This window comes from Halorhabdus salina, from assembly GCF_013839425.1.
GTDB classification, from domain to species: Archaea; Halobacteriota; Halobacteria; order Halobacteriales; family Haloarculaceae; genus Halorhabdus; species Halorhabdus salina.
On record NZ_JACDNP010000007.1, the window covers coordinates 65,258 to 88,521 of the forward strand.

The window sequence follows — 23,264 nt, forward strand, 5'->3', positions numbered from 1 at the left end:
CGCACTCATTGCTTGCCTATGCGTCTTCGTCCACTCCTCAGGAAGGAACTCGTCTGGAGTAAGCGCAATCTTGCGGCGTTGATCGTCTTGCTCGTCGTCGTGCCGGCGGTGTTCGCCGGCGCGAGTGTGGCGTTCCAGACGGTCGTGCCGACCGATATGCCCGTCGCTGTCGTCGGTGCCGGGGAGAACGTTTCGGATGCGGACCTCTCGGTGGTCGAGGGTGCGGTGACGTTCTTCTCCGATCCCGTCAGATACGAGTCGACCGAACACGCACTCGAGGACCTCCGTCGGGAGTCGGTCTATGCCGTCATCGAGATTCCATCGGGCGTCGCTGCCCAATCAGACGGTCGATTGGAGTTTGTCCTGCACGTCGACGGGAGTCTGGTCCCGTTCAGAGAGACCTCGAAAGCGATCACGAGCATCGCGAACGCCCGTCTGTCCGCGGCCCTTCCCGTCGACGTTCGGGTCACGCGGACCGTCCTTGAACCGACACACACACTTCCTGAGTTTCTCATGCCACTGTTGTTGTTCGGTGTGATCACGCTGTTCGCGTTCACTTACGTGCCGTACAACCTGGCAGCCGAACGGACCGCACTCGATCGGATCCGCACGGAATCGTCGCTCGAAGCCCTGGCCGTGAGCAAACTCCTCTTCTTTACGGCACTCATGTCGATTCCCGTCGGGATCTTTTGGGTGGTCGCCCGCCAGTTCGAGTATAGCCTCGCTGTCCTCACACCAGGAGCGATTGCAGCCTTGTTTGTGTCCTTTCTCCTCATGTCGATCGTGGCGATGACGATCATGTTCCTCTCGCGGTTCAGCACAACGGGGCGGTTTCTGAACGTCCTCGTCCTGTTTGGGCTGTTCGCACTCGGTGGGCTCATCTATCCTGTCGGCTTTTTCTCCCCGCTCCGGCGAGCCATTGCGCGGCTCGTCCCGGTCCACTACGGGATGATCGTCGTCCGGAGCGCGATGCTCAAGGACCTGCCGCTGTCGCTGTTTACCGACTGGCTGGTCGGCCTGGTCATCGTGACTGTCCTGGCCGGCGCGGGACTGGAACTGTCGATTATCGCCTATAGGCGGTGGATTTCATGATAGCAAACGCTCCGCAGACGCTGACTGTCAAGAACCTCCGGCGCGAGTACGGCCCGGTCGTCGCCCTCGACGGTGTCTCTCTCGCAGTTGAACCTGGTACGCTTCACTGTCTGGTCGGCCCAAACGGCTCAGGCAAGACGACGCTGTTCCGAATCTTGCTCGGGCTCACACAGCCGACCGGGGGCGTCATATCGCGGCCCGAGGCGACCGTTGGAGTCGGCTTTCAGCGGCCTAGTTGGTATCCTGACCTCACGGTCGCGGAGAATCTGCACGTATTCGGCCGGCTGATGGACGTGCCGGCTGACGGGTGGCAGGAGTACGTCGTGGATGTGCTGGGCCTCGATCGCGTTCGTCACCGCCGCGCAGGTGCGCTGTCCGGTGGCTACGCAAAGAAACTCGATCTAGCTCTTGCCCTGCTGAAACGGCCACGATTTCTATTGCTCGACGAGCCGCTGGCTGACCTTGACGACGTCTCCGAATCACAGTTTCTCGATTTCCTGGCGTCGTATGCCGGGGCCGGCAACGCGGTGTTCGTCTCGACCCACCGGATTGCGGACTTTGCCACCGTCCTTGATCGAGTGACCGTCCTCGATCACGGCCGTGTGGTCTTCGATGAGACCAGCGAGGAACTCACAACAGACGACCGATCGATGACCGAGATGTATACCGAGTTAGTTGGCCCGACCGACGCGAAATCGCCGTGATCGACGCTCGTTCTCACCGGTCGAACAGCGACGTCACGGTTCGTTAACAAGACGACAGCTTTTTTGCTATTCTGTTTGGATGGGTAAGATGTACCGCACAGTCACTGACTACATGTCACTACGAAAACAAAGACAGGAATGGACTCATCAGGCGGCGCGTCAGAACCGGACGGTCCCCGAATCGACGCGGAACACACCGGCGAGCAGTACTACATCATCTACGATCGAGCGAACTTCGACGCGTGGATCCAATCGGATTATCACGTCGACCGCAAAGCGTGGCGTTGATTTTCTGGAGCAGCGTTACTGACCGATCCAGAGCACAATGGCCTTCTGGAAGCGGTCCGCATACACCGATATGCGATCGTCCGTTCGCGGACACGTCGGTGGATTAGCTGCGGTGCTGTCAGTTGTCTCGTTAGCGATTATCTTTGGGACCGTGGGTGGAGTTGTCCCGTCATCACTCCTCCCCCGGGCTCCCGAGACACTGATCACCGCGATACCACACCTCAATGCGGCGATGAGCGCGCTCGCGCTCGTGGCTATTGTCGGTGGCGTGCGGGCGATTCATCGCCAGAATGTGCACGCCCACCGCCAACGGATGGGGGCGGCATTCGTCCTCTTCGTCGCCTTCCTGTCGTTGTATCTGTATCGACTCACCCTCGAAGGGACGACTCACTTTGGTGGTCCCGCTGCTATCGAGCCCGTGTATCTACTCATTCTCGCGATCCACGTCTCGCTGGCCATTCTCTGCGTGCCCCTGCTCTTTTACGTGCTATTGCTAGCGTATGCCTACGAGCCTGCGGAGCTTTCGACGACACCTCATCCACGGATCGGCCGGATCGCCGCCGCGCTGTGGGCAATTTCGTTTGCGCTCGGAATCGTCGTCTACCTGCTGCTGTACGTCGCATTTCCGGCTTGAACACAAATCAGAAAAGACCCGATCAATCGTCAGCAACGCCTGGTCCACCGACTTCCGACGGGACGATTTCCCGGTCGGTCGTCTCTCCGTCGATGTCGTAGGGATACGCACCGGTGACACAGCCCAGACAGAGATCGCGTCGGTCAGTGCCTAATGTCTCGGCGATGGCGTCGATCGAGAGGTACGAGAGACTGTCCGCGCCAATCTCCTCGCGGATGTCCTCGACGTCGCGATCAGCAGCGATCAACTCATCGCGTGAAGCCATGTCGATACCCATGTAACAGGGCGCGACGATCGGTGGCGCTCCGATCCGCATGTGGATCTCCTCGGCTCCGGCGTCCCGGAGGAGTTCGATCAACTGGTTCGAGGTCGTCCCGCGGACGATCGAGTCGTCGATGAGTGTGACGCTTTTGCCCTCGATCGTGTTCTTGATCGGGTTGAGTTTCAGCCGGACAGCCTGTTCCCGCTTGTCTTGAGTGGGCATGATGAAGGTCCGCCCGACGTACCGGTTTTTCATCAGCCCCTCAGCGAACTCGACATCTTCGGCGGCCGCGGCGTACCCGGAAGCGAACGCTCGTCCCGAGTCCGGCACCGGCAGCACGACGTCGCTGTCGATGCCAGACTCCTCGTAGAGTCGCCGGCCGAGTTCCCGCCGGACGTCGTAGACGAGTTTGTCGTCGATGATCGAGTCTGGCCGGGCGAAGTAGACGTACTCGAAAAAGCAGTTCGCCGTCCGGTCGGTCTCGACGAGCTGGTAGGTGTCGTAGCCCTCGCCGTCCGGGTGCAAGACCACGAGTTCGCCCGGGCGGACGTCCCGAATTACTTCGCCGCCCAGTGTGTCGATGGCAACCGATTCCGAGGCGAGGATGTACCCACTGTCGAGTTCCCCGATACACAGCGGCCGGTTCCCTTGTGGGTCTCGCAGGCCCAGGACGGTATCGTCGTGGGTGATTGTCAGTGAATACGAGCCGTGAATCCGTTCGACCGTGCGCTTGACTGCCCGGACGAGATCTGATTCGAGCAGATTCCGCGCCAGGTCGTGGGCAATAACCTCGGTATCACCGTCCGAGGTGAACGCGTGGCCGAGCTCGGCGAGTTCGTCCCGGACGGCCTCGGTGTTGACGAGGTTGCCGTTGTGACTCAGCCCCAGCGATCCACTCTTGAAGGAGACGGTAAACGGCTGGGCGCAGTCTTTATCGACGCTCCCGGCTGTCGGATACCGGACGTGGCCGATCCCCACCGACCCAGCGAGTCCCGCCAGGTCCGCTTCGTCGAAGGCGTCGCCGACAAGCCCCATTTCCACGTGGCTGTGTTGCTGAAAGCCGTCGTGGGTGACGATTCCCGCGGATTCTTGGCCGCGGTGCTGAAGGGCGTACAGCGAATAGTAAAGGGGACGAGCGGCCTCACGGTCGGCGAGTGAAACGCCGACGACGCCGCACTTCTCGTCCATACGCCTACTCGCCGGCCTTCTGTTGCCAGGCGTAGTCGCGTCGCTTGGCCGACTTGCCAAAGCCACACGAGGCACAGACGCCTTTCCTGACGTGGTAGGACTTCTCGCCGCACCGTCGACAATTCACGTGAGTCGTCTTGTTCTTCTTCCCTTGGCTGGGGGTTCCTTTCCCGGTCATGGTTGTATCGTGACGACGTTGTCGCCGCGTATAATCGTTGTGTCTTCGCCCGCTTGCAAGACGAGATTCATGTGCTGGTCGTAGCCCGCGAGGTCACCGACACGTTCGGTGCCGTCCTTGAGCGCGACGGTCACTTCGCTATCGAGTGCTGCCTCGAGGATGTCCAGCGGTCGATCACTCATACCGCAGGCAGGGAGCGACGGCGGGATAAACCTGACGGACCGTTGATCTTTCGACCGTCCGCCACCGACACTGTCCCGCCGACGCTACGTTTCGGCGTCGAGATCGACGGCGAAGGGCATGTATTCGTCCGCTTTGATCGCGAATGCACCGAGGGCCGCGGCCGCCGCGTCCAGATCGTCGGTGTCGATCACTTCGACCGGCGTGTGCATGTAGCGATTGGGGAGTCCGACGTTCAGCGACGGGATACCGCCACGCTGGGTGTAAAAGGCGTCGGCGTCGGTTCCCGTCCGGATGCCCGTCGCTTCCAGCTGGACGTCGACATCCTCGGCGTCGGCGACATCCCGGACTGCCGCGACCAGTTGCGGGTGGTTGGCGCTCCCGCGAGCGACGACTGGCCCAGCACCTAATTCGACACCAGTCGATCGCTTGCCGGGCACGTCCGGCGTGTCGGTGGCGTGCGTGACGTCCACCGCGATGATCGCGTCGGGATCCAGATCGAACCCGACCATCCGCGCCCCGCGGAGGCCGAGTTCTTCCTGGACGGTGCTGACGGCGTAGACGGTCGCGTCCGCGTCGGCTTCGCTCGCCCGGCGCAACGCTTCGGCGGCCGTCCATATCCCGACCCGGTTGTCCATGCCGCGGGCCGCCAACCGCGTGCCAGCCAGCGATTGCAGGCCCGAGGAAAACGTGATCGGATCGCCGATCTCGACCAGTTCTTGCGCGCCTTCCTCGCTCTCGACGCCGATGTCAACGTACTGTTCCGGCACGTCGTCGACTTCGTCCTCACCGTCCCGCAAGTGGATCGCTACCTGTCCGACGACACCCTCGACCGGCCCGTTGTCAGCGTGGACGGTGACGTGCTGGCCGCGTGTGACTGTCCGGTCGGAGCCCCCAATCCGCGCGAGCCGAAGGAGACCGTCGTCGGTGATCTCCCGGACCATAAATCCGATCTCGTCGCCGTGCCCGGCGATCGCGATCTCGGCGTCACCATCACCCTCGTGGACGGCGACGGCGTTCCCGTACTCGTCGGTGCGGACCTCGTCGGCGAACGCGGAGACGTACTCTACCCAGACCCGCTGGCCAGGCTGTTCGAATCCCGACGGACTCGACGTTTCGAGCAACGATTCGAGGAACTCTCGCTGTGGCTTGTCCATACAGCTCCTGGGCACGGCACCGGCTTGAAGACCACGACTCACTTGTCAGGTGCACTTTCAGAGCCGCTTTCGAGCATCGCATGAACGACACGCTACTACAGGCGGAACTTCTATACGGTCGCTGCTCATCCTTTCAATCATGGCACAGTTCACATTCATCGAACTCCACTTCGAGGAGGGGGCGATCCCCGGTATGGACGGTCTCGGCGGCACGAGAAGCGACGACACGACTGACCAATCGGTCGGTGACGAAGATGATGGCGGCCCCAGCATCTTGAAAATCGCAGGTGGGATACTTCTCGCCGTCGCGGCGATTGCAATCGTCCGGCAATTGCTTGGTGACGACGCCAGCCCGCTGGAGACCGACGACGTCCTCGACGAAGCAGACGAACTCGTCGAGTGACCACTCGAAAGCGAACGTCTAACCGCACGGAGTACCAGCCACTGGTATGGACGCCTATCGGAGCTTGCAAGCCGTTGCATCGGCCGACGGCGACGGCGTCGTCGACTGGAGTGCCGTCGTCGAGGCCGCTACGAACGGGACCGATTCTGGAGACTTGTCCCTTTCGTCGGCCGAGCGAGAGGCCTACGCCGAGGACGTCGGCGATGCCCGTGACGCGATCGCCGCAGCGATCGACCGCGACGTCACGCTTCCAGAGACAGTCCAGATTTTCAACCGCCACCACTGGATCGACGCCAACGCCGACACGTTCCGGCTGATCACCACCCCATTAGCCGAGCGAACGGCTGCCACCCCGCGAGCGGCAACCGTCGTCAATACCGGGACCATGTCGGTTCTCCTGGGTTTTCTCGCCCGGAACGTCATTGGACAGTACGACCCGCTACTGCTCGCCGGTCCCGACGCTGACGAGCACGCGCTGTACTTCGTCCACCCGAACGTTACGCGGACGGCCGCTGATCTCGACGTGCCACTGGACCGTTTCCGCCGCTGGATCGCCTTTCACGAGGTTGCCCACGCGGCCGAGTTCGGCGCGGCACCGTGGCTCTCGACGTATCTGGAAACGCGGATCACGAGTGCGATCGAGGAACTCACCGAGGGCAGTGTCGATCGAGAGGCGTACACGGATCTCAACACCGCGATGACCGCCGTAGAGGGCTACGCCGAACTGGTGATGGATCGGGCCTTCGACGAACCGTCTGCCGAGCTACGCGCGAAACTCGACGAGCGTCGAGGGGGCGGCGGGCCGGTGAAGCGCCTGCTCAGGTACGTCTTCGGCCTCGGGATGAAGCGCCGCCAGTACGAGCGTGGAAAGGAGTTCTTCGACGTCGTCGCCGACGAGCGTGGCCTGGCCGGCGCGAGTGCCGTCTGGGATCGCCAGGAAAACCTGCCGACGGATGCCGAACTCGATCACCCACAGCGGTGGCTGGCCCGGGTCGAGCCGTCCTAATAGCGGTGTCCGAAGTCACGCAATCTCGTCAGTAAACGCCGCGATCGACGCTCTCGTCGATGAGGTCCTCGAGTTCGGCGTCGAGCAATTGTTCTGCCTCCTCGAAGGTGTCCGTCAGGTCGCCCATCGCGTCGGGTCGGTCCCTGGGTTCGAACTCCATCGGGCCGTAGGCTGGACTGTCCATGGCGTCCATCATGTCCTCGAACAGCGCGTCAGGCGTCGTCGGTGCTTCGGCGTGGGTCTTGAGGACTTCTTCCAGACGGTTGGCCGTCTGTTTGGCCTCGCTCTCGTCTTCGACCGGTGGCTGAACGCCGAACAGTCCCGAGCCGTCTTCGGGAAAGAGCGGCTCGATCTCGTCGTCGAGTTTGCGGGCAACTTCCGCGCCGACACCCTGGACCTCGAAGGGGTTTTTCGCGTACGTTTTGAGCTGGTAGACCCCGACCGAGGGGTGCCCGAGATAGAGGTCCTCGCCGATGCCGTTGGCGCGGTCGCCTCCGACGGCGCGCCACCCGTCTGGGTCGGTGTCGTTCTCCACGACGTCCTCGAGGATGTCCTGCCAGTCGCGAACGCGCATGGGCGAACGTAGTCGATCGGTTAGAATGAACGTGACGGTCGATCGAAGCCAGATATAACAATGTAGTATTAGCCAATTATAAGGCGTTTCAGTCCCAGCAGTCAGCTATGTCCTTCACCGACGATTTGGAACCGCTCGCCGACGACCACTGGACGGCGATCGTCGAGCATCCGATGGTCGCCCAATTGGGCGAGGGGACGCTCGACGAGGAACCGTTCAAACACTGGGTGCGCCAGGACTACGTCTACCTGATCGAGTACGGTCGCGTGTTCGCGTTGGGGGCCGCCAAGGCCCCATCGTTGGCTCGGATGGGCCGGTTCGCCGAGTTACTGGATGCGACGATCAATACCGAGATGGATCTCCACCGGGAGTACGCCGCCGAGTTCGGTATCAGCGAGGCCGAACTCGAAGCCACCGAGCCCTCGCCTACGACGCGCGGGTACACTGACTTCCTCGTGCGAACGGCCTCGATCGGGTCGTTCGGCGACACCGTCGCCGCGCTGTTGCCCTGTATGTGGGGGTTCAACGAGACGGCCAAACGCCTCGATGCCCAGGGCCGCCCCGCCGAGGAACGCTACGCGGCCTGGATCGACACCTACGCCGGTGAGGAGTTCACGGAACTCGCGGAGTGGTGTCTCGATCTCATGGACGAGATTGCTGCCGAATCGACGGCTGAAGACCGCGAACGGTACCGCGAACTGTTCGAGACCTCCGCCCGCTACGAATACCGCTTCTGGGACGCTGCCTGGCGACAGGAGGGGTGGGAGATATGACCGCTGGCACCACCGGTAGCGACGTGCCGGCCACCTATGAGGCGTACGCGAAAGACCGCTCGGACGCCCGGTTCACCGACTGGCTGCGCGCCAGGGCCGAACCTGACTGGTCGGCGGCCGTCGAGCACCGCTTTGTCGCCGAACTGGCGAGCGGCGAACTGGATGAGGCAGTCTTCGGTCGCTATCTTCAACAGGACTACGCATTCCTTGACGAACTCGTGGGGACGTTCGGCCACGCGGTCGGCGAGGCACCCGGCATGGCGGCTCGCTCACGACTCGTGGCCTTTCTGGGGACGTTGACCGACGACGAAAACGATTACTTCGAGCGGTCCTTCGAGGCGCTTTCCATCCCGCCCGAGACCTACACTGATCCGGAACTGACCCTGACCACACGGGCCTTCGAAGATCTGCTCGGTCGCGCCCGGGCGGAGGGTGGCTACGCGGAGACCTTGGCTGTACTGGTCCCCGCGGAGTGGATCTACCGCTCCTGGGCCACGGCGAGTAGCGATGCCGAACCCGGCGCGTTCTATCTTCGGGAGTGGATCGACCTTCACGCAAACGAGAACTTCCGGTCGTTCGTCGGCTGGCTTCGCGAGGAACTGGACCGGGAGGGGGCAAAAGCGTCGCCTCGCCGCCGCGAGCGCCTCCAGCGGCTCTTTGCCCGCACGGTCAAACTTGAGGGCGCGTTTTTCGAGATGGCATATGGGACTGACGAGGCCCCGTCGGGAGGTGACCACTCGTGGTGAGCACTGGGCTCGCGCTCGGCCTGACGGTCCTGACCCTCGTGGTCTTCTCCGGGCTCGGCCTGTGGCACTCCCGGGGACGCGTCGGGTCCGTCGAGGATCTAATCACGGCCAGGGATTCCGTCGGCGAGGGCCGGATGACGGCCACGTTGGTCGCCTCGGTGATGGGCGTCTGGATCCTGCTGTCGGCTCCCGAGGCCGGCGCGAGTTTCGGGATCGCGGCGGTCGTTGGCTATGCGATCGGTGAAGCCCTGCCAATGCTCGCCTACGCGAAGATCGGTCCCCGGCTCCGCGAAGTGGTCCCGGACGGACACTCCCTGACCGAGTACGCCCACGCCCGGTACGGCGCGGCGATGTACGCCTTCGTGCTCGTGGTGAGTGCGCTGTACATGTTCGTCTTCCTCGCCGCCGAGTTGACGGGTATCTCCCGGGCCCTCGCGCTGATCGCTGAGGTGCCCCAGTGGCAGACGGCCGTCCTCGTCGGTGGGTTCGTACTCGTTTACACGGGCTACGGCGGGCTCCGGGCGAGCATCTTCACCGACACGATCCAGGCGGTTGTCGTCCTACCGTTGCTCGTGCTCGCGGCCATCGGCGCGATCCTCTCGCTTGGCGGTCCCAGCGCGGTCTACGACGGGATCATGTCGACAAATCCCGCGTTGCTCGATCCGGGCTACTGGCCGGGACTGCAGTTCGGACTCGGACTCTCGTTTGCCATTCTCGGCGCGGAACTCATCAACCAGACATGGTGGCAGCGCATCTACGCGGGGGCGGATAGCGAGACAGTGCGACGTGGGTTCCGTTCAGCCTCGCTCGCGAACGGCGCGATTATCCTGGTGGCCGCCCTGTTCGGAGTGGTCGCCGCCGGCCACGCAAACGTCGTGACTGCCGGTGCTGGCTACAACGCTGACGTCTCGTTCTTCCTTCTCCTTGGCGAAGCCTTCCCCGAGTGGCTCGTCTTGATCGTGGTCCTGCTGGCGCTGTTGCTCGTGATGAGTTCCGTCGACACGCTGTTCAACGCGCTGTCGAGTCTCGTGACCGCCGACCTCCCGCGACTACTCGACGATCCGACCGACCGGACGCTTACTCTCGGTGCCCGGGCGTTCACCGTTGCCGTCGCGCTGGCGGCGATCTACGTGAGTCTCCGCGCCCGGAGCGTCCTCCGGCTGTTTTTCCTCGCCGATCTGCTGGGTGCGGCCGTCGCGTTCCCACTCATTTATGGGCTGTACTCTCGGCGGCTCACGGGGCCTGGCGCATTGATCAGTAGTCTCGCGGGCCTGGCCTTCGGGCTGGCGTACTTCCCAGACTTGCGCGGCTACATCACCGCGATCCCGCTTGTCGGCGACGCCCTACCGGCGGCTGATCCGCTCTATCTGACGTCCTTCGCCGGGGCATTCCTGCTTTCGACCGCCCTGACAGTGATCGCCGCTCGGCTCTCCAGTCCCACGTTCGATCACGACGGACTCGGGAAAACCGTCCGTCGACTCGACGAGGAGACGGCTGACTAACGTGGTACTCTGACGCGTACTCTGCAACGACTCAGCTGTCTGTGGAAACAACGGCGGCGATCGTCTCCAGTTCCGCTTTTCTGAATGGGCTCTCCGCGTCACGGTTGTCGTCGAGCGTATCGATGCCTTGCTCGATCGCCTCGCGCATCGTGGCTTTCCCCGGCAAGCTCCCGTCCCCGACGTCGTGGCCGACAGCCCCCGAAATCGCGGCAAGGTCTTCCTTGGTAAATCCGGTCGAAATCTCGCGTTCGAACCGACCGGTCGATTGGCGGATCTCGTTGCGGAGCTCGTCTACTGTCGGTGACATACCTCAGTGACGGAACCCGACAGCCTGAACGTTTCGGTCGTTGCGAATGCGTGGACCGTCCAGCATGAGTGCGTGGCGTCAATCGGGACAGTTCGGTTAGATTGTCACGATAGCCGGGCTTTTGAGTGACGGGATCATATCGTCCAGTGATATGGTTTCAGAAGGCGACACAGCACCGACGTTCACGGCAACGTACAAGGGAAGCGATCACGAGACGTTCGACCTCGAAGACCACCTTGGGGACGGTCCCGTCGTCCTCGCGTTCTTCCCGGGTGCATTTACGCCCCCGTGCTCGAACGAGATGGTTGCACTGCAAGAGCACCTCGCGGACTTCGAGGCCGCCGGTGCGACGCTGCTGGGCGTCAGCGCCGACTCGTCGTTCTCGCTTGGCGCGTTCGCCGAGGAGTACGACCTCGGGTTCGACCTCGTCAGCGACATGGGTGGCGACGTCATCGACTCCTACGGCCTCTCGATCGACATCGCCGACCTCGGCCTGTACGGCATCGCAAACCGCGCGGTGTACGTCCTCGACGGGGCGGGCACGGTGACCTACGCCTGGGAGGCCGAGGACCCGACCAACGAACCCGATTACGCGGAACTGATCGAGGCCGTCGAGGCGGTCTAAGCGACGGGCGTGCGGCAATACCGACAAGTCGCTGCAACGCACCCGCGGGACGACCCGGGCCATCGACAGCGTTTTTCCCGCTGCCCGCTTGCTCCCGTTGTGCATCTACGCGGCCCCGTCGTCGAGGTGAGCGAGACCAAGACCGTCAGTACACAGTACGGTGAGCGCGAACTCTGTGAGGTCGAGGTTCGCCCGGACGATGGCCGCGCTGAGGCTGTCACGGTCACGCTGTGGGGGAAGTGGACTGAAACGGCTGACGTCCTCGAACCCGGCATGGAACTGGCCGTCTACGACGCCGAGGAGCGGGAGTACCGCGGCGAGACGACCTACCAGACCGGCGAGGACACGATGGTCGTCGTCGACCCGGAGTTCATCGTCGACGTGACCGACGTCCGCTCGTGGGTCCAGTGTCCTCGCATGTACTACCTGAACAAACTCTCGGGGACGCCCCTGGCATTCCCGGTCGTCAAGGGGACGATCGTCCACGAGGTCTTCGGGGATCTCCTGCGCGGTCGTGACGTCGAGACCGCCGTTGCCGAGCGGGTCGAGGAAGTCGGACTCGAACTCGGCTTGCTGGGTCGGGATGCGGAAACCGTCTGCGAGGACGCGCTCGATCACGCCAGCGCGATCGAGGGCTGGCTCCAGCAGGGCCATCTTGCTGACGGCGGCCAGACGACGTTCGGCCCCGAGGCGGGCGAGTGGCGGTCCGAACAGACGCTCATCAGCGAGCGCTACGGGGTGAAAGGGCGGGCTGACGCCGTGCGGCGGGGGATGCCCGTCGAACTCAAGACGGGCAAAAACACCAACCGCGAACCCCGCTTCCAGGACAAGATCCAGGCAGCCGCCTACGCGCTGATCCTCGGTGAACACGGCGATGAGCCACCCAACACGGGCACGCTTCTTTATACGAAGAACGCGGCCGTCGACCGCAACGAGGAGGGCGGGGATCTCTCGCCGGCCAAGGAGTTTTCGATCGGGTCGGGCCTGCTGGAGTTTGTTCTCAGGACGCGTAACGACATCGCCGCGATGGAACACGGAATGGACGTGCCGACTGGCTACGAGGCCGATGCCAAGTGCGAGTACTGCTTCGAACAAGACACTTGCATGGCTGTCTCGGGACGCCTCGATCAGGAGTCGAAGGCCGGCCAGATCGGCAATGCAATCCCTGAGGCTGAACGTGCGTACTTCCGGCGGCAGTACCGGGCGATCGAGGCCGAACGCCGCGCTGCCCACCGAGAGTACGCCAAACTCTGGCGGCAGGACGCCGATGAACGAGCCGAGGCCGACCGCGCGCTGATCGACCTCGAACCCACCGGCCGGCGGGAACTTGACGGCGGTCGCTGGGAGTTACGCGCGAAAGCCACAGGTGCGACCTCGAAGATCCGGGAGGGCGATGTCGTGCTTGCCAACGACGGCGATCCGATCCGTGGGGACGCGGAACTTGCGCGAGTGCAGCGGTTAACAGAGGAAATCGTCGTCACCGCCGACGAACCGGTCGAACTTCGCCGCCTCGACGTCTATCCGTCCGAATTGTCGACCGACCGGATGCTGACGGCCGTCCACGACGCACTCCTCCGACAGTCCGATGCGGAGAAGGCGGTCCTGTTCGGCCGGGAAGAACCCGCGTTCCGCGATGTCGACGAGACCTTCGTCGAGAACAATCCGGCCCAGGACCGGGCGGTCCGCCGCGCAATCGGTGCCGAGGACTTCGCGCTAATCCACGGCCCGCCGGGGACCGGCAAGACGTACACGCTCGCGACGCTCGTCGACGCGCTTCTCGACCGTGGCGAGCGAGTCCTCCTCTCAGCGTTTACGAATCGGGCCGTCGATAACGCCGTCGAGGCGCTGCTCGATCAGGGCGTCTCGGACGTGGTGCGGATGGGGACCGAAACTGGCGTGCGCGAGGACCTCGCTCACGTCAGGCTCGATCCGGCCGGTGATCCGGACGAGCGGGCAGCCACACTGACGGACGCGCCCGTCGTCGCCGCCACGACGGCGACCTGTGGCTCCCGAATCATGCGCGAGCAGGAGTTCGACGTGGCCGTCATCGACGAGGCGGGCCAGTTGACCGAACCCGGGGCGCTTGCGGCCGTCGCCCGCGCCGACCGGTTCGTCCTCGTCGGCGACCACCAGCAACTGCCGCCAGTCGTGCGTAGCGAGGGTGACGTCGCCGAAGACGCCGCCGACCTCTCGCGATCGCTGTTCGAGCGCCTGATCGACACCCATCCCGAGGCCGGCGTCCTTCTCGATCGCCAGTACCGGATGGCCCAGCGCATCCAGGCCTACTCCTCGCGGGAGTTCTACGATGGTCAACTCCGCCCGGCCAGCGGAGAGATTGCGGGGCAGTCCCTCGCCGATCTCGATGGTGTCGATCCGTCCGCGCTGCCCGCCCAACTTCAGGACCGAGTGGCATTCATCGACCCGGACGGCCGCGCTGATGGGAATACCAACCCCACGGAAGCCCAAACCGTCGCCGAAACGGTCGACTCGTATCTGGCGGCCGGGCTCGATCCGACGGACGTGGGCGTCATCGCGCCCTACCGCGCGCAGGTGGCCGAGATCGGGCAGCGCGTACCCGAGGGGGCCACTGTCGATACCGTCGATCGCTTCCAGGGTTCCAGTAAGGAGGTGATCGTCGTCTCGTTCGTCGCGACGGGGAGTCTCGATGGACCCATCTTCGAGGACTATCGGCGGATCAACGTCGCCCTGACCCGGGCCAAGCGGGCGCTGGTGCTCGTCGGTGACGCTGACGCACTCTCGACGGACAAACGGTACGGTCGGATGGTCGAGTGGGCTCGCAGCGAGTGAGGTTGGGTTTTGGCACCCGACGTTCCGTCGGCAAGTGTGCGCCCGAACCGGCTGCGCTGTCAGCCGCGATCGACCGCGGCTTTGGCGCCGTCGAGCTGTATCTCGAACGCGCTCATCTCGATGCCTTCGAGGAGACGGTGGCGGCCGTGCGGGAATCCCCGGTCAGTGCCGCTTCGGTCCACACACCGCACGTCCAACTCGACGAAACGGACTATTACCAGTTGACCGATCGCCTCGCGGTCGAACTCGATGCTTCCCTCGTGTTGCATTGGAAGCGCGTCTTGCAGGTGTTTGGGCCGGCGGTCGAGGGGATCGGCTTCGAGGCCCCACACGGTCACGAGAACAACACCGGCGCGAGCACCCTGCACCTCGAAGAGATGATTCTCGGGCGCGGCAGCGAACTGGTACTCGATACGGCCCACCTCTATACAGCCGAACGCGAGTTTCAGCGTGCGCTCGATCGACTTCTCTCGACCTATCCCGAGCAGATCGGCCTGATTCACCTGACTGACGACACGCGACGCCACGATGGACCCCCCTTTGGCGACAGTGAGATCGATCTGGGCGAGACGATCCAAACGATTCGAAGATCAGCCTTCGAGGGGCCGATCGTGCTCGAAGTGATGCCAGATGAGCAGGCGGCCGCAATGCGTGTCTTCGGGCGTCACTGGCAGGACTAACAGGTCCGCTCCCGCGTTCACAGGGCCGATTCAGACTGTCATGGGAGTGGGCAATTCCTTTGTGGTTCGCCCCCCTGTCCGTCGACATGGCATTCAAAGTTCCACGTGGGGACGGCTATGTGGACGTTGACCTTCCTGAGTGTGACGTGACGATCGCTGAGCTACCTGGCGGCGAACCAGTCGACGTCCGCGAGGCAGCCCAGGCCGCTGTCGGCGATCCACACGGGCCACCACTCGCCGAACGCGCGAACGCCGACGACGAGGTGGCGATCGTCGTCACGGACGTGACCCGCGACGCACCGGACGGCGTCATGGTCGACGTCCTCTTCGAAGAACTCGAAGCGGCCGGTATCGACCGCGAGCAAGTGCGGATCGTGCTCGGCCTGGGCCTCCATCGACCAATGGACGATGACGAAATCGAAGCCGAACTCGGCGAATACGCCGCCCTCGCGGAGAATCACGACCCGGACGACACCGTGACTGTCGGCGAGGTAAACGACGTGCCGATCGAGATCTATCGGCCAGTCGCCGAGGCCGACCTCGTCCTCACGACGGGCCAGAGCGAACCCCACCAGTACGCGGGCTTCTCGGGGGGCGCAAAGACGGTCGTCATCGGTGCCGGCGGCGAATCGTTCATCAAGTACACCCACGGCCCGGAGATGCTCAGCCAGGAATCGGTCAAGTTGGGCAAGATCGACGGCAACCCCTTCCGGGAGGCCGTCGAGGAGGCGGGCGAAATGCTCGGGCTCGATTTTTGTCTGAATGTTACGCCCGGCCCCAATGGCTTTCTGGACGCTGCAGCGGGTGACTCGGGTGCGGTCGTCCGCGACCTGGCCGAGACGGCCCGTGAAGCACTGGCTTTCGAGGTTGACGGGAAATACGACGCCGTCATCTCGGGTGTCGGTGCGCCAAAGGACGCCCAACTCTACCAGACGACGCGCGGCATCACGTACGTCGTCCTCTCGGATGGTGCCCCTGTCAAAGAGGGGGGTCGCGTCGTCGTGCCCGCGGTGCTCGACGAGGGCTACGGTGCGGGTCGTGGCGAAGAACGCTTCTACGAATGGCTCTCAGGGGCCGAGGACGCCGAATCGTGCTACCAGGCGATGCTGCAGGGCTACGAGCCTGGTGCCCAGCGCGGGTTCGTGACGGTGCGGTCACTCCGGCACGCCGACGCCTACATCACGAACAGCGAGGACCCTGAACTCGTCGAGGAGTGCCTGATGCACGCCGAGGGGACGGTCGAGGAAGCGATCGAACCCGGGAGTGAGGTGCTGGTCGTGCCGAAAGCGCCCAAAACCTTGCTAGTGTAACTGCCGGTTCGAGCTATGGGCTGTCTCCGGACAACAAACGATGTCGGTCGCCGAGAAGAAAAGACTCGACAGTCAGTCTGAGACGGCCTGGTCCTGTTGTTCGGTACCGTCCTCGGTCGTGAGTTCGTAGAGGTTCTGTCGAGCGTCCGCGAAGTAGACGTCTTCGGAAACGACATCGACCTCTTCGAGTCGTTCGAGGGCGTAGCGGACTGTACGGGCCGAGAGCATCGACTCCTCGACGATACCCTTCTGGGTTAGTGGCCCTTTGTATTCGAGGACCTTGTAGACGAGTTTTGCGCTCGGCGGGAGGTCTTCGATCCCCTCTCCGTCGGATTCTGCCATTGAAATCTATTCGGGACGCCGGCCGTATAAAGATTGAGGAGTTCGATCGATAGTCCATCGGAATGATCAGTCAGGATCGGGACCTCAGGCCCGGACCGGGGAACGAACGCCTTTTTAGCCCGGGTGGCCCACCTTGGGGTATGGCTACCGAACAGACGCGACAACTGACCGGTCACGTAAAGAGTGTGACTGTGACGGCCCTGACCGCCGTGATGGGAGTGCTGTCCGGGCTGGGGTCGGAGGTGATGGGGCTTGCCGCAACAGACAATACGGCACTTGGACTGCTCGCTGGCGCGATTATCGTCCAGCTACCGGTCTTGCAAGTTGCCGGGGTCGACATCGGAGACTTCTCGACGAAAGATTATCTCTACATCGCCTTCATGACGTTCTCGATGTGGTTCGTGACCTGGTCGATCCTATTGACGACTGCATCCGCGTGATTTCTAGAGGATTTGATACATGGCTGATGATTCTATCGCCGTTGTCGATCTCGATCGGTGCCAACCCGACCGCTGTAACTACGAGTGTGCCAACTTCTGTCCGCCAAATCGGACGGGCAAAGAGTGCATCACCACGCGTGAAGAACGATTTGAAGAGGGCGAACCCCACGGCGGGGGGGCCGACCAAGTCTGGATAAGCGAAGAGATCTGTCTCGGCGAATCCTGTGGGATCTGCGTCGAGAAGTGCCCCTTCGACGCTATCGAGATCATCAACCTGCCACAGGAACTTGATGATGATCCAGTCCACCGCTACGGGGAGAACGCCTTTGCGCTCTATGGCCTTCCGGCCCCCGAAGAAGGGCGCGTGACGGGAATTCTCGGGCCGAATGGGATCGGGAAAACGACCGCGGTACGCATGCTTGCCGACGAACTGACGCCGAATCTCGGCCAATTCCAGGAGTCCCCGGAGTGGGAGGCAGTGCTTGACGCCTACCGTGGGACGGCCCTGCAGGATTACCTCGAATCCCTGTTGGGTGGTGACGTCACGGTCGCCCGGAAACCACAGTACGTCGACCAGATCCCCGACCAGTTCGACGGGACGACCCGACAGTTGCTCGAACGGACTGACGAACGCGGTGTGCTTGACGACCTGATCGAGCGCGTCGGAATCGGTCCTGTCGTCGATCAGGACATTGACACGCTCTCGGGCGGGGAACTCCAGCGTGTCGCCCTCGTGGCGGCTGTTGCCCGGGATGCCGACTTCTACTTCTTAGACGAAGTCTCACCGTATCTGGACATCGGCCAGCGGATGACCGCCGCCCGATTGATCCAGGAACTCGCCGAGGAACAGAACCGGTCAGTGCTGGTGGTCGAACACGACCTCGCTATTCTGGACCTTCTTGCTGACGCCATCCACGTCGGCTACGGGCGGCCGGGTGCCTTCGGTGTGATCACTGATCCCAAGTCGGTTAAAAGCGGGATCAACGAGTATCTCGCAGGCTATCTGGAAAACGAGAACATGCGCATCCGCGAGGAGGCCATCGAGTTCGAGGAACATGCCCCGCGCTCGATCAGCACCGGCGACACGGTCATCGAGTATCCGGCCTTAGAGAAGAGTTATGGCGAGGACGAGTTCTCCCTGGCCGTCGAATCGGGTCAGATCCGCGAGAGTGAGGTGCTGGGTGTCGTCGGGCCGAACGGGATCGGGAAGTCTACCTTCGCGAAGTTGCTGGCCGGCCGCCTCGACGCTGACGCGGGCGATATCGACGCGAGTCTCGATATTTCTTACAAGCCTCAGTACGTCGAGGTTGACCAGCCGATGCGCGTCGACGCCTTTTTGGGCTCGATCGCCGATGACTTCGGCAGTTCGTACTGGAACACGGAGATCGCTCAGCCCCTCCAACTCGAGGAGATCATGGAACAGCAACTCACTGACCTCTCGGGTGGAGAGCGCCAGCGCGTTGCGATCGCGGCGTGCCTCTCGCGGGACGCCGACCTCTACCTGCTGGACGAGCCAAGCGCCCACCTCGACGTCGAGCAGCGAGTGCTTGCGACCAGTGCGATCCGTCGCTACGCCGAGAACCACGACGCGACGGCGATGGTCATCGACCACGACATCTACATGATCGACCTGTTGGCCGACCGCCTGCTGGTCTTCGACGGCGAACCGGCTGTTTCGGGTCACGCGAGCACGCCCCAATCGATGCGCGACGGCATGAACGACTTCCTGAGCAATCTGGACATCACGTTCCGTCGGGACGAACGCACCTCCCGGCCACGGATCAACAAACCGGAGAGTCAGCTCGATCGCGAGCAAAAGCAGGCTGGCGAGTACTACTACGCCCCCGAGTAACCGGGAGCGAAACCCGCAAGTCTGTCCTCACCAAACGAGTTACTGATGCACGACTATCACGTGCACACCACCTACTCCGACGGGTCGCTGTTGCCCCGGATGGTCGCCGCCGCTGAGGAGGCGGGTCTGGACGGGCTCGGGTTCGCCGACCACTGCAACGTCTTCGGGACCGAGGGTGCTCGCGCCTACCGGAATGCGTTCGGGTTCAACCTGGATCTCACGCACGAGCGCCGGCGCCGGGCGATCGAGCGGTCTCGCGACCGAACCGACCTCCGGCTGTACGACGGCGTCGAGATGGACTACCACCCCGATCACGAGGGAGCCATCGAAGACTTCCTCGCCGACGCGGAGTTCGACTACGCCATCGGCAGCGTTCACCAAATCGACGGGGCGAACGTCCACGATCGAGAGCACTTCGCCGCGCTCTCGCCTGCCGAACGGGAGCACGCGGTCGAGACGTACGTCGAGCGCGTCTGTGCGCTGCTCGATTCCGAACTGGTCGACATCGCGGCCCACATCGATATCGTCGAACGTAATCCGGCGCTCCGGGGACTGTTAGACGAGGGCCACTATCACCGGATCGCCGACGCGCTAGCCGACTCGCAGACAGTCCCCGAGATCAATGCCGGGCGCGTCACCCGGGAGTATGGTGATTTCCATCCAAGCGAGCAGTTTCTGGAGACGCTCCTCGCTGAGGGTGTCGCGTTCACGATTGGCTCGGACGCGCATGAACCCGACGAGTTACTCGCCTGCCAGGACCGACTGGCAGCGGTCGTCAGGAACGAGGACCTGCCAATAGTCGAGCTGGACGTGTAAGTTTCCCATCAGGACGAGGGATCCAGATTCGGGGAGTTGGGGCAGGTCCGAAATTGGCGGTTCGATGCCTGACGATGACGATCGATCGTGGCAAATAGCGACTGGAACCGTGTGACTATTGTCGCGGGACCTGTCACGGTCGAATACATGACGAGTACCGGGCTCTTGGCGCTGGCGGCGAGCCTCCCGATTGTCGTTTCGTTCGTGCTGCTGGCCGGGCTGCGCTGGTCGGCCGCACGATCGATGACTGTCGGCTGGGTCATCGCCGCGGCACTCGGACTGGGTGTGTGGGGCATGGAAGGGGCATGGTTCGCGGCGGCCGCGCTCAAAGGCGTGCTTGGCGCGGTCGACATCATCCTGATCGTCTTCGGGGCCATCTTGCTGATGAACTATCTCGAAGTCGGCGGCTCGATCAGCACGATTCGGTGGTTCTTCCGGCGCATCGAGAGCGACCGTCGCGTCCAGTTGCTGTTGATCGGCTTGGGATTCGAGACCATCATCGAAGGCGTTGCCGGGTTCGGGACGCCGGGAGCGTTGGCTGCGCCGCTGTTCATCGGGCTGGGATTCCCGCCCCTGGCCGCGGCGGTATTCGGGCTGTTCTTCAACGCGCCCAATCCACAGTTTGGGGCCGCTGGGACGCCGATCATCGGCGGCGTCGATCAGGGAATGAGTGCCGAGTTGATCGACGGCATGGGCACAGAAGCGTTCAAGATGCTCGTCGGTCAGTGGACGGGCGTGATGACCGGGCTAACCTTCGTCTTTTGGGGTGTGCTCGGCGTCTTTCTGCTCATTTACTGGTTCGGTGACGACGACGAACGGTCGTTGAGCGGGGCGGCCCGGTCGACGCTTCCGGTCCTCCCGTTCGCGCTTGTGCTGGGAGTGATCACCGGCCTCGTCCAGTGGGCCGTCGCGTGGTTCGTCGGCTACTCGTTGCCGGACATCGCGGCCGGCTTCGTCGTGATCGGCGTCGGGATCGTTATGGCGAACGCGAACGTACTCGTTCCCGAGCACAAGTGGTCGTTTCCCGACCGCGGTCGGTGGTCTGACACCTGGCTTGGCGGCCTCGATCTCGATTCGATCAGTGACGACGAGCCAACCAAGGAAATGCCGGTCTGGCTTGCCTGGACACCGTACCTCCTCGTCGCCGGTTTCCTGCTGGTGACTCGCTGGCCTGGCCTGGGCATCGAGAGCCAGCTTCAGGAGTTCACTATTGGGGTCACGGGTCTGCTGGGTACGGAACTCGGGTGGGACTTACAGTACCTCTATCTACCCGGAACGATGCCATTTATCCCCATCGCAATCGGCACCGGCTTGCTGTACCGGTTGGACTTCGAAGGGACGGTCGAGGCCTGGCGGGAGTCGATTCGACAGGTTGCCCCGGCGGCGATCACACTGGTTGTCGTCGTCTCGCTCACCCAGATCATGCGCCGATCGGCCGAAAACCCAGAGAACGTCGCCGGCATGATGCAGGTCCTCTCAGAAGTGTTGGCGAATGCGGCCGGCGGTGCCCTCCCGATGGTCGTCCCCTGGATCGGTGCCCTGGGGACGTTCGTCACCGGCTCGAACACAGTCTCTGATATTCTGTTCAACGCCTTGCAGTACAATGCCGCAGAGAACGTTGGCCTCTCGAAAGGGCTGATCGTGGCGATTCAGAACGTCGGCGGCGGGGTCGGCAACATGATTTCCGTCCAGAACATCGCGGCGATCTGTGGCGTCGTCGGGATCGCCGGCCGTGAGGGGGATATTCTCCGGAAAGTGATCGTCCCGACGGTCCTGTTCGCGATCTTTGCCGGCTCGATCGGCACGCTGCTGGTGTACGTGGTTGCACCAGGGGTGTTCTGAGACGAATCGAAGTCCGCTCGAGTACGGTCCGGGCGGGACATGCCGTCGGCGTCTGCTCGACATCGGTATGTCTTGTCCGGGGCAAGCCGATACCGTTCGACGAGACAAGGTGAAGTACCCCGCGCTCGGTGGCGCGGGGCGTCCGGGTTTCGGACCGCACTGCACCAGCACCGAACTTTAATTCCCTCCGCACTCGCCTGACGGCTCGTGCCCGGCGCGGGTAAACACCCGAACACTCGCCAACGGCGAGTGTCCGTGGAGGTCGGTCGCTCCACCACGACCCGACAACTCCCGTCTCATCTCGGTTCTAAGAGACCGTTTGAGAGGAGTCGCATTTTCATTTCAGCGCCGACGACCAGCAAAGGAATTGAGGTCTTCAATTCCCTACTTTGAGGTTGTGTTCTGGTCGTTACCCGCTAATTTATAGCGCAGTTTATTACCGATTTCGACGCGCTTCACCCACGGGCACGGTGGCCCGTGGTTCTCGCGCTATATCTCTTATAGATCAGTGAACTTACGCTACGGATTGTCAGCATGTCGCCCTTGAACGCCAGCGAAGGGACAGACTCGGCTTCGACGTGGTCGATCCTGGGGATCGGCGGGGTCGCAAGTCTCTGCTGTATTTTCCTCGCTCCGGCGACGGCGGCAGCCACTGGGAGTGCGCTCTCGGGCAGTGCGACGGCAGCCGTCGGTGGGACGTTCATCCAGGTCGTCGTGACAGCACTGGCAGTCGGGGTCGTCGCGGCGGGCGTCAGCGCCGGGCGACGGGTGCGTGGGAGTACTGGAGCAACCGACGGCTGCCACTGTGAGCAGTAAGAGTCAGTTCGTCACCAGCCCGTCGTTGCGGTCCCAGGCGACGAACTGGGGGGCGAAGACGGCAAGTTCGGCGAACAAGCCCTCGACAGCATCTTCTCGGGCGACCGCCTCCTGAAACGATTCGAGCCAGTCGAGTCGATCGAGGGCTTCACGCTGGCTGGCACGGATCGCCGATAGCTCTTCGGAAGTTGCGCCGTCTTGGTCGCCAGCCAACAGTTCGGCTTCCCGATCACAGAGCGCCCCCATGAACTCGAAGGCGACCGCGAGATGGTCGGGGACACCGTCGCCACGCTCCGGTTCGAATCCCGTGGCTGCATGGGCTTTCGCCGCCGCGGCGGCGGGATCGCCGAGGAACTCGCCGGCCTCGCCTTCCTCGTGATACGGCGAGTCCGACTCGAAGGACTCGCTTGGCTCGTCTGCGTGGGCCGACGCGAACGGCGGGACGTAGTGTGGCCCCGGGACAGCGAAGAGATTGTCGTAACCGATCCGGAGTCCCTCGCAGTCGAGGTCAGTGCGATCGAGTGCGTCAGTCTCGACGTTTGCCGCGAGGGCGTCCGCAAGACGGACGAACGCACCGTCCTCGATCGCGGCGGCGAGCGTCTCCACGTCGCCGTCGAAGACCGCCGCCAGAAGCCCGTAGACCTCGGCCCTGGCACGGGCCACGGCGACCGCTTCGGACTGCTCGTCCGGATCTAATTCTGAGGCCTCCGTGTCGTGAGGGGTAGTTTCCGTCACGGCA

General features: G+C 63.2%; 26 protein-coding genes. 18 read left to right on the forward strand and 8 right to left on the reverse strand.

What is annotated here, in order from left to right; all coding sequences use genetic code 11:
- Positions 1-18: 18 nt before the first annotated feature.
- The 4 genes from HZR20_RS10340 (at position 19) to HZR20_RS10355 (ending at position 2,718) form a co-directional block, all read left to right on the forward strand.
- Complete coding sequence (locus HZR20_RS10340; RefSeq protein ID WP_181686516.1) at positions 19-1,092, forward strand: ABC transporter permease; 1,074 nt, start codon at positions 19-21, stop codon at positions 1,090-1,092.
- Positions 1,089-1,796 (forward strand): ABC transporter ATP-binding protein, encoded by a 708-nt coding sequence (locus HZR20_RS10345; protein WP_181686517.1) that lies wholly within the window; start codon positions 1,089-1,091, stop codon positions 1,794-1,796. Before HZR20_RS10340 ends, HZR20_RS10345 begins: the two co-directional genes overlap by 4 nt.
- 138 nt (positions 1,797-1,934) lie before the next feature.
- Positions 1,935-2,084 (forward strand): hypothetical protein, encoded by a 150-nt coding sequence (locus HZR20_RS10350; RefSeq protein WP_181686518.1) that lies wholly within the window; start codon positions 1,935-1,937, stop codon positions 2,082-2,084.
- A gap of 70 nt (positions 2,085-2,154) precedes the next feature.
- Complete coding sequence (locus HZR20_RS10355) at positions 2,155-2,718, forward strand: DUF420 domain-containing protein (protein WP_181686519.1); 564 nt, start codon at positions 2,155-2,157, stop codon at positions 2,716-2,718.
- A 22-nt stretch (positions 2,719-2,740) separates the two neighbouring features.
- Here HZR20_RS10355 and purF read toward each other — a convergent pair whose 3' ends face one another.
- The 4 genes from purF to HZR20_RS10375 form a co-directional block, all read right to left on the reverse strand.
- Positions 2,741-4,168 carry an amidophosphoribosyltransferase gene (gene purF / locus HZR20_RS10360; protein ID WP_181686520.1) on the reverse strand — a complete coding sequence of 476 codons (1,428 nt, stop codon included), beginning with the start codon at positions 4,166-4,168 and terminating at the stop codon, positions 2,741-2,743.
- A 4-nt stretch (positions 4,169-4,172) separates the two neighbouring features.
- Entirely contained in the window at positions 4,173-4,346 is a 174-nt protein-coding gene (locus HZR20_RS10365) for a 50S ribosomal protein L37e (RefSeq protein WP_181686521.1), read from the reverse strand.
- Positions 4,343-4,528 carry an LSM domain-containing protein gene (locus tag HZR20_RS10370; RefSeq protein ID WP_181686522.1) on the reverse strand — a complete coding sequence of 62 codons (186 nt, stop codon included), beginning with the start codon at positions 4,526-4,528 and terminating at the stop codon, positions 4,343-4,345. The genes HZR20_RS10365 and HZR20_RS10370 overlap by 4 nt, the downstream gene beginning before the upstream one ends.
- Positions 4,529-4,612: 84 nt before the next feature.
- Positions 4,613-5,683 (reverse strand): M20/M25/M40 family metallo-hydrolase, encoded by a 1,071-nt coding sequence (locus HZR20_RS10375; RefSeq protein WP_181686523.1) that lies wholly within the window; start codon positions 5,681-5,683, stop codon positions 4,613-4,615.
- Positions 5,684-5,822: 139 nt separating this feature from the next.
- On the opposite strand from HZR20_RS10375, the gene HZR20_RS10380 reads away from it, so the two are divergent.
- Positions 5,823-6,086, forward strand: coding sequence for a hypothetical protein (locus tag HZR20_RS10380; RefSeq protein ID WP_181686524.1), 264 nt, complete (start codon positions 5,823-5,825; stop codon positions 6,084-6,086).
- Positions 6,087-6,132: 46 nt separating this feature from the next.
- The gene (locus HZR20_RS10385; RefSeq protein WP_181686525.1) at positions 6,133-7,092 is read left to right on the forward strand and encodes a zinc-dependent metalloprotease; all 960 of its coding nucleotides are present in this window, start codon (positions 6,133-6,135) and stop codon (positions 7,090-7,092) included.
- A gap of 28 nt (positions 7,093-7,120) precedes the next feature.
- Here the strand turns inward: HZR20_RS10385 and HZR20_RS10390 are convergent, their stop codons facing one another.
- Complete coding sequence (locus HZR20_RS10390; protein WP_181686526.1) at positions 7,121-7,666, reverse strand: hypothetical protein; 546 nt, start codon at positions 7,664-7,666, stop codon at positions 7,121-7,123.
- A 107-nt stretch (positions 7,667-7,773) separates the two neighbouring features.
- On the opposite strand from HZR20_RS10390, the gene tenA reads away from it, so the two are divergent.
- Genes tenA through HZR20_RS10405 form a run of 3 tightly spaced genes read left to right on the forward strand, consistent with a single transcriptional unit; the run spans position 7,774 to position 10,687 of the window.
- Positions 7,774-8,439 carry a thiaminase II gene (tenA, locus tag HZR20_RS10395; protein ID WP_181686527.1) on the forward strand — a complete coding sequence of 222 codons (666 nt, stop codon included), beginning with the start codon at positions 7,774-7,776 and terminating at the stop codon, positions 8,437-8,439.
- Entirely contained in the window at positions 8,436-9,185 is a 750-nt protein-coding gene (locus HZR20_RS10400) for a TenA family protein (protein WP_181686528.1), read from the forward strand. The genes tenA and HZR20_RS10400 overlap by 4 nt, the downstream gene beginning before the upstream one ends.
- On the forward strand, positions 9,179-10,687 hold the full coding sequence (locus HZR20_RS10405; protein WP_181686529.1) for a sodium:solute symporter family transporter: 1,509 nt from the start codon (positions 9,179-9,181) through the stop codon (positions 10,685-10,687). Before HZR20_RS10400 ends, HZR20_RS10405 begins: the two co-directional genes overlap by 7 nt.
- 31 nt (positions 10,688-10,718) lie before the next feature.
- Here the strand turns inward: HZR20_RS10405 and HZR20_RS10410 are convergent, their stop codons facing one another.
- Complete coding sequence (locus HZR20_RS10410; RefSeq protein WP_181686530.1) at positions 10,719-10,994, reverse strand: hypothetical protein; 276 nt, start codon at positions 10,992-10,994, stop codon at positions 10,719-10,721.
- 151 nt (positions 10,995-11,145) lie between these two features.
- On the opposite strand from HZR20_RS10410, the gene HZR20_RS10415 reads away from it, so the two are divergent.
- The 4 genes from HZR20_RS10415 to HZR20_RS10430 all read left to right on the forward strand — a co-directional run bounded on the left by HZR20_RS10415 (position 11,146) and on the right by HZR20_RS10430 (position 16,417).
- The gene (locus tag HZR20_RS10415; protein ID WP_181686531.1) at positions 11,146-11,619 is read left to right on the forward strand and encodes a redoxin domain-containing protein; all 474 of its coding nucleotides are present in this window, start codon (positions 11,146-11,148) and stop codon (positions 11,617-11,619) included.
- A 99-nt stretch (positions 11,620-11,718) separates the two neighbouring features.
- The gene (locus HZR20_RS10420) at positions 11,719-14,427 is read left to right on the forward strand and encodes an AAA domain-containing protein (protein WP_181686532.1); all 2,709 of its coding nucleotides are present in this window, start codon (positions 11,719-11,721) and stop codon (positions 14,425-14,427) included.
- Positions 14,428-14,429: 2 nt separating this feature from the next.
- Positions 14,430-15,107 (forward strand): sugar phosphate isomerase/epimerase family protein, encoded by a 678-nt coding sequence (locus HZR20_RS10425; protein ID WP_181686533.1) that lies wholly within the window; start codon positions 14,430-14,432, stop codon positions 15,105-15,107.
- A gap of 86 nt (positions 15,108-15,193) precedes the next feature.
- Positions 15,194-16,417 carry a lactate racemase domain-containing protein gene (locus HZR20_RS10430; protein ID WP_181686534.1) on the forward strand — a complete coding sequence of 408 codons (1,224 nt, stop codon included), beginning with the start codon at positions 15,194-15,196 and terminating at the stop codon, positions 16,415-16,417.
- Between the two features lie 72 nt (positions 16,418-16,489).
- Here HZR20_RS10430 and HZR20_RS10435 read toward each other — a convergent pair whose 3' ends face one another.
- Positions 16,490-16,759 carry an ArsR family transcriptional regulator gene (locus HZR20_RS10435; protein WP_154551468.1) on the reverse strand — a complete coding sequence of 90 codons (270 nt, stop codon included), beginning with the start codon at positions 16,757-16,759 and terminating at the stop codon, positions 16,490-16,492.
- Positions 16,760-16,899: 140 nt separating this feature from the next.
- Here HZR20_RS10435 and HZR20_RS10440 point away from each other — a divergent pair, with 140 nt between their 5' ends.
- The 5 genes from HZR20_RS10440 to HZR20_RS10460 all read left to right on the forward strand — a co-directional run bounded on the left by HZR20_RS10440 (position 16,900) and on the right by HZR20_RS10460 (position 22,525).
- Positions 16,900-17,199 carry an EMC6-like membrane protein gene (locus HZR20_RS10440; protein WP_181686535.1) on the forward strand — a complete coding sequence of 100 codons (300 nt, stop codon included), beginning with the start codon at positions 16,900-16,902 and terminating at the stop codon, positions 17,197-17,199.
- Between the two features lie 19 nt (positions 17,200-17,218).
- Positions 17,219-19,051, forward strand: a complete 1,833-nt coding sequence (locus tag HZR20_RS10445) for a ribosome biogenesis/translation initiation ATPase RLI (RefSeq protein ID WP_181686536.1) — start codon at positions 17,219-17,221, stop codon at positions 19,049-19,051.
- 45 nt (positions 19,052-19,096) lie between these two features.
- The gene (locus HZR20_RS10450) at positions 19,097-19,867 is read left to right on the forward strand and encodes a PHP domain-containing protein (RefSeq protein ID WP_181686537.1); all 771 of its coding nucleotides are present in this window, start codon (positions 19,097-19,099) and stop codon (positions 19,865-19,867) included.
- A 147-nt stretch (positions 19,868-20,014) separates the two neighbouring features.
- On the forward strand, positions 20,015-21,709 hold the full coding sequence (locus tag HZR20_RS10455) for an L-lactate permease (RefSeq protein ID WP_181686538.1): 1,695 nt from the start codon (positions 20,015-20,017) through the stop codon (positions 21,707-21,709).
- 534 nt (positions 21,710-22,243) lie between these two features.
- Entirely contained in the window at positions 22,244-22,525 is a 282-nt protein-coding gene (locus HZR20_RS10460) for a hypothetical protein (RefSeq protein WP_181686539.1), read from the forward strand.
- A 3-nt stretch (positions 22,526-22,528) separates the two neighbouring features.
- Here HZR20_RS10460 and HZR20_RS10465 read toward each other — a convergent pair whose 3' ends face one another.
- A complete protein-coding gene (locus HZR20_RS10465; RefSeq protein WP_220132744.1) occupies positions 22,529-23,260 on the reverse strand; it encodes a molecular chaperone TorD family protein in 732 nt (243 codons plus the stop codon).
- Positions 23,261-23,264 lie beyond the last annotated feature (4 nt).